General features: G+C 49.2%; 13 protein-coding genes. 4 read left to right on the forward strand and 9 right to left on the reverse strand.

Annotation, left to right across the window (positions count from 1 at the left end):
• Positions 1-5: 5 nt before the first annotated feature.
• The 7 genes from KO116_RS15085 to KO116_RS15110 form a co-directional block, all read right to left on the reverse strand.
• Positions 6-605, reverse strand: a complete 600-nt coding sequence (locus KO116_RS15085) for a retron system putative HNH endonuclease (RefSeq protein ID WP_035562876.1) — start codon at positions 603-605, stop codon at positions 6-8.
• Positions 598-2,016, reverse strand: a complete 1,419-nt coding sequence (locus tag KO116_RS15090; RefSeq protein ID WP_035562879.1) for an AAA family ATPase — start codon at positions 2,014-2,016, stop codon at positions 598-600. Before KO116_RS15090 ends, KO116_RS15085 begins: the two co-directional genes overlap by 8 nt.
• 31 nt (positions 2,017-2,047) lie before the next feature.
• Positions 2,048-5,365: a helicase-related protein gene (locus KO116_RS15095; protein WP_035562882.1), complete on the reverse strand. Its 3,318-nt coding sequence runs from the start codon at positions 5,363-5,365 to the stop codon at positions 2,048-2,050.
• A gap of 209 nt (positions 5,366-5,574) precedes the next feature.
• Positions 5,575-7,035 carry a YfjI family protein gene (locus KO116_RS15100; RefSeq protein WP_035562884.1) on the reverse strand — a complete coding sequence of 487 codons (1,461 nt, stop codon included), beginning with the start codon at positions 7,033-7,035 and terminating at the stop codon, positions 5,575-5,577.
• Positions 7,036-7,157: 122 nt separating this feature from the next.
• Positions 7,158-7,373 carry a helix-turn-helix transcriptional regulator gene (locus KO116_RS15105; protein ID WP_035562886.1) on the reverse strand — a complete coding sequence of 72 codons (216 nt, stop codon included), beginning with the start codon at positions 7,371-7,373 and terminating at the stop codon, positions 7,158-7,160.
• 827 nt (positions 7,374-8,200) lie between these two features.
• Positions 8,201-9,040 (reverse strand): YagK/YfjJ domain-containing protein, encoded by an 840-nt coding sequence (locus KO116_RS24705; RefSeq protein ID WP_082072606.1) that lies wholly within the window; start codon positions 9,038-9,040, stop codon positions 8,201-8,203.
• Between the two features lie 422 nt (positions 9,041-9,462).
• A complete protein-coding gene (locus KO116_RS15110; protein WP_035562889.1) occupies positions 9,463-9,678 on the reverse strand; it encodes a hypothetical protein in 216 nt (71 codons plus the stop codon).
• Positions 9,679-10,029: 351 nt separating this feature from the next.
• Between KO116_RS15110 and KO116_RS15115 the strand changes: the two genes are divergently transcribed.
• From KO116_RS15115 to KO116_RS15130, 4 genes are all read left to right on the forward strand, one after another.
• A complete protein-coding gene (locus KO116_RS15115; protein WP_035562892.1) occupies positions 10,030-10,386 on the forward strand; it encodes a hypothetical protein in 357 nt (118 codons plus the stop codon).
• A 116-nt stretch (positions 10,387-10,502) separates the two neighbouring features.
• Entirely contained in the window at positions 10,503-11,471 is a 969-nt protein-coding gene (locus KO116_RS15120) for a DUF932 domain-containing protein (RefSeq protein WP_035562895.1), read from the forward strand.
• Positions 11,472-11,595: 124 nt separating this feature from the next.
• Positions 11,596-11,790: a hypothetical protein gene (locus KO116_RS15125; protein WP_035562898.1), complete on the forward strand. Its 195-nt coding sequence runs from the start codon at positions 11,596-11,598 to the stop codon at positions 11,788-11,790.
• Positions 11,791-11,852: 62 nt separating this feature from the next.
• Positions 11,853-12,638: an ERF family protein gene (locus tag KO116_RS15130; protein ID WP_035562902.1), complete on the forward strand. Its 786-nt coding sequence runs from the start codon at positions 11,853-11,855 to the stop codon at positions 12,636-12,638.
• A gap of 468 nt (positions 12,639-13,106) precedes the next feature.
• Here the strand turns inward: KO116_RS15130 and KO116_RS15140 are convergent, their stop codons facing one another.
• Both KO116_RS15140 and KO116_RS15145 read right to left on the reverse strand, forming a co-directional pair.
• The gene (locus KO116_RS15140) at positions 13,107-13,613 is read right to left on the reverse strand and encodes a hypothetical protein (protein WP_035562907.1); all 507 of its coding nucleotides are present in this window, start codon (positions 13,611-13,613) and stop codon (positions 13,107-13,109) included.
• Positions 13,614-13,706: 93 nt separating this feature from the next.
• Positions 13,707-14,159, reverse strand: a complete 453-nt coding sequence (locus tag KO116_RS15145) for a hypothetical protein (protein WP_035562910.1) — start codon at positions 14,157-14,159, stop codon at positions 13,707-13,709.
• Between the last annotated feature and the right edge of the window lie 31 nt (positions 14,160-14,190).

Below are 14,190 nucleotides of genomic sequence, written 5' to 3' on the forward strand. Positions count from 1 at the left end.
TGACGTTACCGGAGCAGTGTGGCGAGTAGGTATCGATACGGCGCACTGTCAATAAACTGGTCTATCGCTTCTGGGTGAGCTTTCGCCACTACCTCAAATTGTTCAATCCATTTTTTTCTGTCACGTACAAGCTCGGCGTGCCTGTTTAACCCCAACATATCGCGGGTCTGCGTCACTTTGTGGCGCTGTGACCGGTTCAATCCCGCCAGTGGTTGGATATAACCGCCTTCGGTGCTTAGGGTCCAGTGATCATTGCAGCCCGGCCCTGGTGGTATGGGTAACACTTTTGCTTGTTTGCTATGCCCACAGGTGTTGTACGTGGAACAGCTATGAGCAAAGTTGGTGTACTCGAAACAGAGCGTTGGCTGAGCATTTGGCCCACCTTTGGGCACTATATGCTCAATATGCCCCTCTTCATCACTCAGCCAAGCCTCACAATAAACGCAGCGCCCTTCCTGCAAAAGGTTAAGGGCCGAGCGTATTTCGTACTTGATAGCCTGAAATTGCTGATTCTCTTTAAAGTCTATTACCTGCAAGCCAGGGTGCTGCTGCTTGAACGCTGTCAGGACATGAGGTTCTGTGTTGCCATGCTGTAGTTCAACCATTGTTACGGCTCTTTTTCAGGTCTGCCAAAAAGCGCCAAGTGTGAAGCTCTGCTTCAGTAAATTCGTAGCCCATTGCCGTGAGGGTTTGCATAGCTTGCTGCGCTTCTGGCGTTTGCTCTTTGCCTGCACGAATCAGCTGCTCGGTTTGCGCCACCAGTTCTTCAATGTTGTCGATGGCGGGAGTGGGCGTTACCCCCATGACATACGAAAGCGCATCCCCTGACGAATGCCCCAGGGGGCTGAATTCTGGCATACCAACATCGAACTGCCCGTCCTCTTCGTGAATCACGCGCAGATTCTCCCGCGCCACGGTTGTGATCACTTGGGGGCTATGTGTAGTCACCACAAATTGAATAGAGGGAAACGATGTTTGTAATGCCTGCAAAATCCGCTGTTGCCACCGAGGATGCAGGTGCATATCTACTTCATCGATCAACACAACACCCGTCGTTTTAGAGGGCGCTTCCGACCCTAGATGTGGATTCAGGCGAATACAGCGGTAGGCTAAGTCCCCTACCATTGCCAAAACACTACGTATGCCGTCGCTTAGCTGGTCGACCGATAAATAGCCTGCATTATCATGATTGAGAATAAGGGTTTCGCCATCTTCCAGGCTATATTCCAATGTATGCCAGCCGGTGGTCGGCTTAAGAATAGCGTCGATAGCATGCTGAACAGCTTCAATGCGTTCATGAGCGCGTATTCGGTCAGCTGATGTTGCCGATTTACGCTCATTCGTGTTGGTACGACTTTTCCAAGCCCAGATAAACCAGTCACGAAAATATTTGAACGATGAGGCCGGGTCCATACAGTGTCGGTAGGCAAAAGTGCGCACGTAGAAGTCGTCTTTCTCAGACTGTTTTTCTGAGCGACGATCTGCTTCTGATAGTAGGCGCTTCTGCATCCACAAGCGCCCAGTGCCGTAATAACCAAAAACGGGTAAGGGAGAAGCATCTTCTGGCTTGCGCACCGTTTCCTGTAGCGCTTTGGCCCACTTCTCCAACTGTTTGGTATCACCATCCCCTCTCGTTTTGGTGCGACTAGCTTCACTTTCACGAAAACGAAGCCAGTGTGACGCTGGCATGGTGTTGCCGCACTCGACTGAACAAAGCTCGCCCCAATCGGCTTCCATTTCGATAATGGTAGGCAACTGACGCTTCATCCCCACGCTGCTCTCCATCACACGGCGCACGTCTGCGACTGAAATACCGTTTTGCGGGTCGCTGTATCCTGAAGCCTTTGCCAGATCAAAACTGCTGATGAAGGGCCATAGCCCAACGCGTAACGCATCTAGCAGGGTGGATTTCCCCTGACCGTTCTCCGCCACAATCACCGTCATTTGGGGGTGCAAAGACAGGCTCACTGACGCAAAGCAGCGGTAGTTCCTGACATCAACTTTGTTCAGTTTCATCCTTCCCCCAGTTAATCGCAGCGATATCCTTTTAATAGGCTTGATGCGCTGCGTCGCGAATCACCACAAACGCCATCAACTCAAAATCGCTAAGTCCTTGTATGTTATCGACTAAGGCCGTGGTTGTCCCGCCCCCGAACAAACTATCTACCTCTCGCTCTTCCTTGGCAGCCACCATAGAGCGAATTGCTTGATCCAGCAGTGCTGAATAAACGCTCATATCACGGCCATCCTGGGTTTCTTCATTAAACGGACGATAGGTTGGCTCTACAGCGTTGGAATACCCTTTGCAGGCCGTGCGCGCTAAATCTAGCAGGCGTTTGACCTCAGTATAATCGTTCAGTACCTCTCCATCATTGCCAATATAAACCAGGTAGTAAGGATGTAAGCGGTTCTGTTGCTGCAGTTCGCCTTCTGCTTTGTGGCCGGAGTTCGTGAGGTGTCGCAACAGAAAAATCACACCAGGAAACAGGCCTTTGTCAGGCTGTGCTGGTGCAACGCTATGCAACCCATTGGGCAGATGGCTTAAATCACCGTGCTCTTTGATATAGCCCAGCAGATCCATACGGAACTCGTTCAAGCCCAGATCCGTAATAGAGACACCGGACTTCAAATCTTCCATCTCGACGACTTCGTCTTGAAGACGGCGAAGTTGTTCGCGCCGGTAGGCAATGTCGTTGGCCTGGGCATTGAGTACGTTGTCGTCCCCCGTCGCGGTGACGTCGGCAATCACCATGCGGTTCTCTACCCGCTCTTTCAGGTTGATGTACTCATCTAAACTGATATCAGGCCAGTAGTTAACTAGCTGAATGGTCTCGTTGGTTGATCCTATACGGTCGATACGCCCGAAGCGTTGGATGATACGCACCGGGTTCCAGTGAATATCGTAGTTAATGAGGGTGTCGCAGTCCTGTAGATTCTGGCCTTCTGAGATGCAGTCTGTCGCGATCAGGATATCAATTTCACGCGGCTCATTCGGAAACACCTGCGTTTTGCTTTTGGAGTGCGGCGAAAACAGAGTGAGTAAACCTTGGAAATCGTAATGGCGGCGGCTACCGGGCATATTACCTAGTGTAGAAACCGGGGCATCGCTACCAGTCACTAGCGCAGTGTGAAGACCATGCGCTTCTAATAGCGTCGGGGACAACTGTTGGTAGAGGTACTTAGCCGTGTCCGCGAAGGCGGTAAAGATGAGAATTTTCTTATTGCCCGGGTTGATAGGTGCCCCGATTTTGTCAGTAACATAACGGCCTAGATGCTGCAGCTTGGTATCTTCTTCAGGCGTGACTTTTGCCATTTGTTCTAACAGCAGTTCTATCCACACCAAGTCATTGTTAAGGTCATGCTCCCACGAAGGTAAATCCATGTCTTTCAAGCTGATCTGTATCTTCTTGCCCACCGTGCTGTCGTCAGGCATGGGGATGTCATCATCTTCAGGATCAGCGTTCTCATAAGCCGCTGCAATATCAGCAAAATGTTGCGTACTGCCGTTTTGCTTGAAGGCTTCGATTTTATCTAGAATCGTCTGATGACTATTTTGCAGCGCTTGTAACGTCAGTCGAAAGGAAGCCACCGAGCTTTCTAGCCGCTTCAACAAATTCGTTGTCATCAAGGCTTGCAAGCTCTTTTCCCTATCAGCCTGCTTGAAACTCCCTCCACCACTTGACACTTGGGTGTCATACATCGCTTCGTACTTCTTCAAACGGCTGGGCAGGATATAGCTGATAGGCGCATAAACAGCGAGTCTAAGCTGTGACAAGTGTTGGAAAATCTCATTGAAATCAATGACACCTCGACGCTCAGTCAATGGACAATGAAATGACAGAGGCTTTCGACGCTTAGGAAAGCTGCCTATCTCGCTGGTGTCGTAGAAGGTTTCAATATGCCGCCGTGACCGCGCAATGGTGACACTGTCCAGCAGTTCAAAGAAATCAAAATCCAGCGATTTAAGGATAGCGCTAGTAGTGCGCTTTTCAGGAGGCAGAGACGACCAATGATTAAAAGCGGCCTGAGCACGCCTAAACACAACATCGATATCCTGGGTGCCACTGAGATGACGCGTCAGGTTTTCTGATTCACCTTCGTAAGCGAGTGCCAACTGATTCTTCAAGTCGTTAAAGCGATTATTGACTGGCGTCGCGGACAGCATCAGCACCTTGGTTTTCACACCAGCGCGAATGACCTGGTTCATCAGCTTTTGGTAACGCGTTTCCCGGTCTTTATAGATGTCGTTATTGCGAAAATTATGTGACTCGTCGATCACCACCAGGTCGTAATTACCCCAGTTGACCCGATCCAGTGGCATGCCTAGGGATTCGCCAGTGGTGCGCTGCAAGTCCGTGTGGCAAAGCACATCGTAATTAAGCCGGTCTTGAGCAAGTACGTTGGTGGTCAGGTTACGGTTATAGGTCAGCCAGTTATCGGCTAGCTTTTTCGGGCAGAGTACCAGCACGGCACGATTGCGCAGCTCGTAGTATTTGATCACCGCTAGTGCCGTGAAGGTTTTACCAAGCCCAACGCTATCGGCCAGGATACAGCCGTTGTAGGTTTCTAGCTTGTTGATAATGCCAGTGGCTGCATCCCGCTGAAAATTGAAGAGCTTCTGCCACACCACTGTATCTTGGTAGCCCGTGCGGTCATTGGGTAAAACGTCTTCGCTGATGTCTTCCAGGTACTCGTGAAAGATGTGGTAAAGCATCAAAAAGTAAATGCGCTCGGGCGAGTTCTCTCGATACACGGTTTCGATATGCTCGCACAGCGCGGCGGTCACATCCTCCAGCTTCTCTTCATCTTCCCAGAGCTGGTCAAACAGCGTCATAAATTGTGTGGTATGTGCTGGGTCACTGAACCGCGTGACAAAGTTGGAAATGGCATTGCCTTGCTGGTAACCAAGATCGACAGCGGTAAAGCCTTGCAACGGCATATAAACGGTGTCGCCCGCGTGCGCCTCTACCCCAGCAAAGGGCTGCATGGCTGCTTGACCACGGTTTGAGCGGAAGCTGGCTTTACGCCGAATCCAACTAGCGCATTCACGGGCAATGGCCCTTTGATTCAGTTGGTTCTTGAGCTGAATTTCAAACTCGCTGCCATGCAGGCTGCGTTCACGCTCTGCTTTGGGAATAAAGAACTCACGGTGGGCCTTTCGAAACGTATCGGTGGCTTCATGGGGCACGAAGGTAGGGGATGTAAAGATGAACTCTAGCGAGTCTACGCTCTCTAGCTCTTGCTTGAGCGCTTCAAATGCGTAAATAGAGAAACACGAAGCTGCAATCTTGAGCTTAGCGCCGGGCTGTACGGTGCGTTTCAGATCGTCGCCCAGCAGGCGGTTGATATTATCGATGATCTCCAAATACTCCCCCTTCTCCGTCCCTGACTGCCAACCGGAGGCCCTTGCCTCAATTAGGCATAACTTCAGAAAATAACTTTACATCAGCGTATATCAATTGCTAAGGCGAATGAAGCGCTATAAAAATTCACTATATTTTACCATTACCCATGTATGCAAAAGCCCCGAGCCTGAAAAGGCCCGGGGTTGTTTGGTTGGCTACAAGTGGCTAGCTATGAGTTGACTACCGTCATCAGTAGCGTTTGGTCGTCTTGGTAGTTTGGGTATAGGTCAATGATCGTTTTCTTAGCCAATACACCAACACGAATCTCACCATTATTTTGCATAAGGTTTGTCAGAATATTGAGCTTCCCCGCATCACGTAGCGCATTGGGACAATATTTCCTGACGTGATTTTTGCGCAGATAGCGGTAGCCTTCAGCCCGCTTCTGGTTGAACCAGCTTTGCAATGATAGGTAGTCACGCTGCTCTTCTGAAGGGGCCTGAAACAAGCGGATAAACTCGTTTGAGAACCAAAAGCAGAGCGCAGTAGCATCATCGAGTGTGCGTAATGACACCTCTCCTTTTATTCCAAATTCGGCACAGTGCAGCAGCACGGCCATCCTAGCGATGTTGTCTGCCAGTTTGGAGGCGTGATCGCCAAAGCCCGCAAAGCGCCCTCCTGGACAAATTTCACGCTCAATAGCGTTAGCTAGCACAAACCAACGCCCTTTAGCGTCATTATCAAAGCGGACGATGATACGCTCGGAGTTGGAGGTATTGGCTACTTCAACGTTGTGCTGAAATAGCTCTTTTACCCAAGCGCCGTATTCATCGTTGGGTATCTTTATAATCTCCTTAACAGGCCGCATGCCCTGTGTGGTTGCCGGAAAAGTAATGTGAGTTCTAGCAAAAAAACCTATACCTCGTGCGTTTTCACCTCCTTTGGAAACAAATCGTTGCAAAACGCTGGGCTGGGCTTGCACATACAGCGTTGTTCGTGGCCTCACTACGCAGCTCGTGCTCGTTTTGCGGTCAACTCGCACTGCATCACCACTCCATAATGAGTTCCAAAGCGATAATTTCTGAGCTGCGTGCCCGGATAAAATTTCCTCCCCTTCACTAGAGCGCAATATAGTGGATTGAATGGCCTCACGATCAAATAGGGCCATGGCGGCGGCAGGCGTTACATCACTAAGTGTGCGAATACCTGCTCTTATTGGGTGATCAGGTTTAAGTTGTTCGAGCTCATAGAGCTCCTCAATGGCTACTTCACTTCCGTTCCTTGCAACTATTTTCAACAGTCCGTTTTTTCGCGCCTTCCAAATCGTCAGTGCAAGCTCATAATCTCGCACCTCCTCCGCGTATTTTTGGTCTAGCTCACTTTCTAGCTCGTTAACCTCCGCAAAGAACAGATTATCAACGGTTGTCTTACGTTCACCTGATTCAGCGGCGGCCACAAAATACTGGTTCGGCGGTACAATTTGGCCGTTTGGCTTTTCAACATCTATCAGGTTCTGCAGCAAGAAGGAGGCAACGGCCAAGCCCCCTTGCGCGACCATCGGTAAAGGTGCCTGGGTAGCCTCCCGTACTTGGTGAATCTTATTTTGCAACACACCACCACTCTTAATCAGTGGAAAATCAAAAATAGTGGCTGGTAAACAGCTGAGGTAATAGCTGCTGAAGTTAGACATGGTGCTTTCCTCATGCAGGCACCTATTCCATGCAGCGCAAAGCTCACGCCACACGCCGCATAGAAAATGCACAAAAATACGTTGTTAAAGAGCAAATGCAGTTTTGGAACTTGTCAGATTGGCTAGTCGCGTTGTTGACGACGAGACTCCAGCCAGGCCACCACCTCACCTCGGTACCAACCTACAGCAGCGATACTTAATCGCACCTGCCGAGGAAATTTAGGGTCGTAGCGCTTTGATTTTGGGTCCAGCATTTCGTAGATCTTTGAGCGAGATAGACCAATAAATTTTGTCAGGTCTTTCATCCGTAGGACGGTTAAATCGTCGGTTGCGTGCATGGCTATATGCCTCCTTGTTTGTTAGCAAATTACCCAGGGCGCCTTGGATGGAAGGCAATTTAGCTAGCTATGAGCCGCGTATCCAGGTAGGTTTTCTGGGATAAAAAAAGGAGAAGATACGACCCTAGATTTTAATCATTGACAAATTGAATAACTCATGATTTTAAAAACACATTCGCTTTATAGCCAATTCCGCAGAATTCCTTGCTACATCGCTACCTGTAGCGGAAATAAGCGCCTGCTCAAACGCCCTTGCTCTTTCTCTAGGCAATGTGAGGCGGCGCACTGCTACAACGGCCATCCTCGAAAGCAGCTCTAATGTAGAACTTTTTTCGAGAATCAAACGATGAAAAAATTTGTGAAAATCCTAGATTTTTAGTCAATACACGCTGTTTGCTGGTTACTAAACGCGGCTTCACCAATCCACGTAACGTTCGCTCAGACGTTGTAAGAAAAAAGCAAAAAAAAGCCCCCATTCAGGAGGCTCCTCAGTTATTGGTCATTTATTGAAAGGCTGGATGAATTGGATCGTACGCATCGTGTCACAAGCGACTGACGCGCCACCCTCGACACCTAACATGTCAAACTCTGGGTCGTTCGGGTCTACCGGATCAAATTGGGTTGCAACCTCAGCAGCGGTTAGCCAACTTTTGCTCATATCCTCAAAGTGCACAAAACACTCGTCGACGGCACCCTGGTCACATAAGAAGGCAAAGATTTCCTTAGAGCTAGATACCCAGCAATGACTGTCACTTTCTACGTGCCAGCCACGAAATTTATCGGCAGCCGGACCTGTGCCACTCTTATATAAGGTGAGCCTTCAACATTCATGACAATAAAACACGAAAATGATCATGCGGGTCAGGGCCAACTTTCTGCCAGAAATCCGCACAGAAATCTTGATCTACATACGATCGCTGGAAGCAGCGTGCTGAGGACGAGAAATCCTTTGAATAGGCTTTACAGAGGTAACTGGCAGCATACATCACCTCTTTCAAACCCTCCGGCCCTTGTTGGCGACGAAAAGTGAAACTGATGGGCCGTTGACTAATATCTTTTGCAAACTCCACTAGACCTGGCATGCGCTCATGAGGCCGATTACCTAAAGCATGCGACCAAGATCGCTGAATACGGTGCGCTAAACACTGGTCAGCGTAGTTACCCGCCCAAGGCCCATTTCGCGTAGGAAATATATGGCCCAACGTATTGAAGGAGTCACGATTAAGAAGAATCAGTAAATGGTAGTGCGGTTTTGTCAGATCTGCTTCTCGGTCTATAAAGTGCGATTCATTAGGGGCATAACGGCGTTGCTGGTCGTTGTGCTCACGAGCCCAGATATAATGTAGCTTTCTCGAGTGTTTACCATTAGCCTGGCTTAGCTCATAATTTAAATGTTCAAGAAATAGTTGTACAGCCGTATTACTCTCTACCCAAGAAGGACACCACGCATCTCGTGGAAACCGAAGATCAACACGCAATGCAAAACATTGGCTGTATTGGTATTGCATATAAGCAAGTGACTCAAGTGTACTTTCAAGATATTCTTTAACTTGCGGCCCTTTTGGAATATCCTGCTGTATCGGATACGAATAAAAATACCTTTCCCAATAAGCATGTAGATGAGGGCGTTGAGATATGCGCTTACGTATTTTAACTCGATAGACCATTTTTCCCTCCTATAAAAACAGTTAACCCTTTTTATAAAGACAGCACTACTATCAGCGAATTAACAGCTGAGCAGCTTACTTAGCCTGCCTAGTGGCGGCTTTAATACTGCCTACTCTCTTTGTATTTCTTTGCTATTTTATTATTTTTATTTAACCCCTATTTTTGCATATTACTATTTACCGGAAAAAATTTTTTTATAAGAGATAAAAAAACACCCTTTTAAAATAGAAAAAATATACCAACAAAGCAAAAAAGTGAGCAAGCAATGGAAATAGTTTTTACACTTACATTCTCCAAATGCTCGCTCACAGCCTATCTAACCAACCAATCATAAAAGCAGTCTTTAAAGACAAGAATCAATAGAGACATACTGTTTAGAAACCTCTATTCTACAGAGGTCAGGGGGATAAAAATCGCCGTGTCAGTCTATATAACCCCCCGCAACATCTGCTTCATAACGCTCTATCTCCATCCACTCTTCTGGCCAACTGCCAAACTGTTTATACCAATTTTCTCTCCATTGGTAATACCGCTGTTCATTTTCTTCTATAGCTTGTTGACGCTGCTCTTCAATAGCTTCTCTTTCAGCAAGCTCGTCAAAATAAAGACGTGTATCCTCAGAAATATCGTCGTACATACTTACCTCTTTTATCGTTTAAAATTAACCCCTAGCCCTCAGCATAATGACTTCTGCTAAAGACCTCGGAAACGATATTACTACTTTAATTTTCGAACACAATGCTAAAAAATCTTGAAATCTTGATTATTATAAAAGCCTATCTTCACTCGGTTTAAAGTGGATTGAATTGGACAGTAAACTATTTTTTGTAACATTTTGTAAATTTTAATTTTATCGCCACATAGTCCAATGAGTAGCTAACTACATCAGACTTTTAAAGCGGGTTTAAAAATATGTCAGCCACGTATTACTTGAGTGAAGCCCTACTCATGAGGCGCTTCCGATTCACTTCACTCAAGGAGGTGGCTTATGTCCGCCCACTGTCCACGCTGTACATCAACGCAACTGATACCACGTCGATTAGGCCGCCAAGTGGGGGCAACCACGGGGGTTGTCTCTGGAGGTGCGACAGGTGCCATGGGGGCGCTGAGTGGTGCCAAAGCCGGTGCGGTGGTCGGTGCTGTCGCAGGCCCCGTCGGCGTATCGATTGGCACCTTAGCCGGTGCGCTGTTTGGTGCATTAGTAGGCGGCACCGCAGGCGGTGTCGCCGGTGCTCGGCTTGGCGATGAGCTAGATACCAAGGTGCTGGATAACATCGAGTGCTGCGCGTGTGGCCACACTTTTCGGCTGCCGCTCGCAGAGTACCCTGGCTATCCCTCTCGCTAATCGCAGTTCACTGATTCCTATCTCGTATGCGCTACCACGGCTTTGCCCGCTTCCTGATAGGTCGGGCGGCCAGTGGTTCGTATTGATGCCTATGAAAATTCTTTGAGGAAATCACCATGGCACATCTCGTTGAACAAATGGCTTACGTAGGCGCTACCCCTTGGCATGGCCTGGGGCAGCAACTCGACCGTCATCAACCGCTGGAGGTCTGGCAGCAACAGGCTGGTATGAATTGGCACATTGAAGAAGCCCCAGTACGCTTTATTGCCGAAGGGGCTAGCCACCTTGGCAGCATTCACTCGTTCCCTGAGCAGAAGGTGCTCTACCGCTCAGATACTAAAGCACCGCTGTCGGTGGTGTCACAGCGCTATAAGGTGGTGCAGCCCGAGGAGATTTTGGAGTTTTACCGTGACCTGACCGAGTACGCCGGGTATGAGCTAGAAACCGCTGGCGTGCTCAAAGGCGGACGTAAGTTCTGGGCGCTAGCCCGTAGCGGCTTAAGCACGTCGCTCAAAGGTCAGGATGAGGTCAATGACTACCTGCTGTTGGCCACTTCCTGCGATGGCACTCTCGCTACCATGGCAACGCCCACCACGGTGCGGGTGGTGTGCAACAACACGCTGCAAATTGCGGTCGATGGAACGTCGCAAGCGGTGAAGGTGCCCCATCGTTCAGAGTTTGATCCGCGTGCCGTGAAGCGTCAGTTAGGCATTTCGGTGTCGCAATGGAATGACTTCATGTACCGGATGAAAACCCTAGCGGAGCGTAAAATCACTCGGCAGGAAGCCCAGCAGTATCTTCAGTCGGTGATTTGTGGGGCCGAGAAGCCGCTGGACGATCCTTCCAAACTGCCCAACTACCGGGCGCTGAATAAGGTGCAGAAGCTCTACCACGGCGAAGGGCGTGGCGCTCACTTGGTGACGGCCAAAGATACGGCCTGGGGCTTGCTCAATGCCGTGACCGAGTACGTCGATCACGACAAGCGGGCACGTAGTAACGATACCCGTATGGACTCAGCCTGGTTCGGTCAGGGGGCACAGCTCAAACAAGAGGCCTTGGATGCCGCCCTACAGCTGGTGTCGTAACCATCCATACACCCATTCCCACAAGCGATTCACCTAATGATCATACTAACCCTCACGGCATAGACGCCCAGCCCCTGAAAAGGCTGGGCGTTTTGCTGTGGGGCTTATGCTGCGAGGTACCCATATGAGCTTTGTTTCCGACGCCATTGAGATGGCTCTCACTCGACTGACCAAACAACTGCTAGAACACGACGCCCATAACGCAACGTCACTGGTGTGCGCTCAGGGCGAGTTTTATCGAGCGGAGATACGTCTGGAGCGTATCGATCCCGCAGACATTGCGTATCACTTACCCGATGTTCCTGAGCTCGTTAAATGACACACCCCATGAACAGGGCTGACTAGCCCCTCTTTCTCTATCCACACCACAGGAGGTGCCCCATGGCACAGCGTACTCATGTAGTAAATGCTTCTACACAAAAAGCTCCAGCTTCTGCCATTCAAGCAGACACCAACGCTCAGCATTCCCCAAACTCAGCGGCGCTAGAAGCGCATCCTACAGCTGATAGCACCGCCATTATCCAAGTGATTGAGCGAGCTGCCCTCAACCCCGATGTCGATATCGACAAAATGGAGCGCCTGCTGCAAATGCAGGAACGGGTAATGGATCGTCAAGCCATGATGGCCTACAGCGCTGCCATGGCGGCGATGCAAACGGAACTGCCTAGCATTGAAGAGCGTGGAAAAACCAACAACGGTTGTTACGCCACGTTAGAGGATATCGTCGATACCGTGCGACCCATCTTGCAGAAGCACGGCTTTGCGGTGAGCTTCCGTATTCAGACCCAGGAACGCGGTATCCAAGTGACGGGCGTGCTGATGCACAAGGATGGCCACCGGGAAGAGACCAGCATGCTATTGCCTGCGGACATGAGCGGTAACAAGAATGCAGTTCAGGCATTTGGATCGTCTACCAGCTATGGCAAGCGCTATGTACTTTCCGCACTGCTCAACATTACGACGCGAGGCCAAGACGATAACGGCAACGCTGCTGGTGGGGTCAGGCTCGTGACACCGTTCCAGGCAGGCCAGATTCAACGTCTGATCAGCCAATGCCCAGCCACGACCCAGGAATGGTTCAGTGGTAAATACGGCTCAGCGGTTCAGGTGCCCCAGGTTGACTTTGACAAACTACGGGCATCCCTGACTAAACGGATGATGAAGTAGGGCACCAATAAATTTAAGTGATAGCAGAAAATTTTTGGGTTTATTTTATTTAGCCTACAGAAGCCCACCAGGAGATACGAGTTCATTTGTTCCAGGTGGGCATTTACACACTGTGTCAGATTCTTAGCAAAATCATATTCCTTGTAGGTAGCGAGTTTTTGAATGAAAGAAGCTCAAGTTTTAACCAATTGGCCGCAATGACCGAACTGGTACTCGCCGCAGCGCTAAAATTAGTCCCACATGCCACAATCTGTGCTGATACGGAATACCGCTGCGGGGCGCAGTGGTCTGCGGCAAAGAACTGCGCCGAGGTCGGCGTCAGTCTCCATATTAACCAACTGCTCTTTAGTCATCTCTTTTGGGTCGTAGGGCATCCGGCAGGAATTTTCGTATTGCGATAATCGTACAGTGCCGAAAGACAAAATACTAAATGCAAGATTTTTTGTAGAAAAAATCTTGGTTTGTGTTTTATGGTCTGCTTAGATCAACGCCTAGCGCGCGTGAAATACTCTCCATGTAAGATTGCTTTACCGCTTCGTTGCGTAGAAATTCGGCGGCTTCGCCCCGTTCTGATTGCGGCTGAGCATATGCGGGCTGTGTTGGGTATTGATCGAGATAATCCAGATTATTATCCTCAGTACTCAAGTAACGGCGCATATTGTCAGATCGTGTTTCACGCCAAGAGTCTCTTAGCGAGGCAAGCTCTGTTTTTTTTGAATCACGGCCAAATAGCTCATCCGCAATACCTAACGCCTGTTCGATACTTGCCTCACCATCAGCACCAGGGGGTGGGGAAGCAAGGCCGTGGCGTATCAATTCGCCCGCTGTATATTCGCCGTCATATATACCCATGCCGTCTAACTCAGGAAAAGGTAGATACTCATCAGCTAGCACCACTCCGCCGCAATAAGCCAAAAATAGTGTTGCGGGGAGAACCAACAAGCGGCGCAGAAAAACAGACTTGTAGGGACTCATATGAGGAACTCCATCAGAGCGGCACGAACTAGGTATCCGAGACGCCAACAAACATATATTCGTTGCAAAAAATGAATGGTGTTGAATGCTGTACTACAACCCAATAGCACCCTTCATTTGCTCAAACATATACGTTCTGAAGTCAAGGAACGATTTACCGAACAAAGGCGGTTCACCTGACATGCGTCGAACCATATCGGGAGACGCCTCATCGCAATCGGCCGCTAGGAACGCAGCCTGCTGAAGATCACCTTCGTAAACCCCTCTAGCGTGATCCTGCGCAGATCTCATTAGATGTAAACGCTCACCAGAAACACTATCGCCATCACGGTTGAAGAACATGTTGGTGGTGATTGCTGTTGCAGCCCTAGAAATGTAGTTAGCTGCCGCACCAGGTCGATCAGCAATTTGGTAATGGTGAGCTATGTGCGCATAAACACCGACACATGAAGCGATTTCGGCAGTGGCAAGATCCTTGTCTTCCCAGGAAATCGCATAAGCGCTGGCCGAAAAACATAATGCTATCGAGCAAACTACCAATCTCATTGTTGCCACCTGAAGGAGTTTAGGCTAAGGG

It is taken from the genome of Halomonas sp. KO116 (assembly GCF_000734975.2).
Classification (GTDB): Bacteria; Pseudomonadota; Gammaproteobacteria; order Pseudomonadales; family Halomonadaceae; genus Vreelandella; species Vreelandella glaciei.

Coding starts and splice junctions, on each gene's coding strand:
- KO116_RS15085 (WP_035562876.1), bottom strand. CDS start 605: ATGGTTGAACTACAGCATGGCAACACAGAACCTCATGTCCTGACAGCG.
- KO116_RS15090 (WP_035562879.1), bottom strand. CDS start 2,016: ATGAAACTGAACAAAGTTGATGTCAGGAACTACCGCTGCTTTGCGTCA.
- KO116_RS15100 (WP_035562884.1), bottom strand. CDS start 7,035: ATGTCTAACTTCAGCAGCTATTACCTCAGCTGTTTACCAGCCACTATT.
- KO116_RS15105 (WP_035562886.1), bottom strand. CDS start 7,373: ATGCACGCAACCGACGATTTAACCGTCCTACGGATGAAAGACCTGACA.
- KO116_RS24705 (WP_082072606.1), bottom strand. CDS start 9,040: ATGGTCTATCGAGTTAAAATACGTAAGCGCATATCTCAACGCCCTCAT.
- KO116_RS15110 (WP_035562889.1), bottom strand. CDS start 9,678: ATGTACGACGATATTTCTGAGGATACACGTCTTTATTTTGACGAGCTT.
- KO116_RS15115 (WP_035562892.1), top strand. CDS start 10,030: ATGTCCGCCCACTGTCCACGCTGTACATCAACGCAACTGATACCACGT.
- KO116_RS15120 (WP_035562895.1), top strand. CDS start 10,503: ATGGCACATCTCGTTGAACAAATGGCTTACGTAGGCGCTACCCCTTGG.
- KO116_RS15125 (WP_035562898.1), top strand. CDS start 11,596: ATGAGCTTTGTTTCCGACGCCATTGAGATGGCTCTCACTCGACTGACC.
- KO116_RS15130 (WP_035562902.1), top strand. CDS start 11,853: ATGGCACAGCGTACTCATGTAGTAAATGCTTCTACACAAAAAGCTCCA.
- KO116_RS15140 (WP_035562907.1), bottom strand. CDS start 13,613: ATGAGTCCCTACAAGTCTGTTTTTCTGCGCCGCTTGTTGGTTCTCCCC.
- KO116_RS15145 (WP_035562910.1), bottom strand. CDS start 14,159: ATGAGATTGGTAGTTTGCTCGATAGCATTATGTTTTTCGGCCAGCGCT.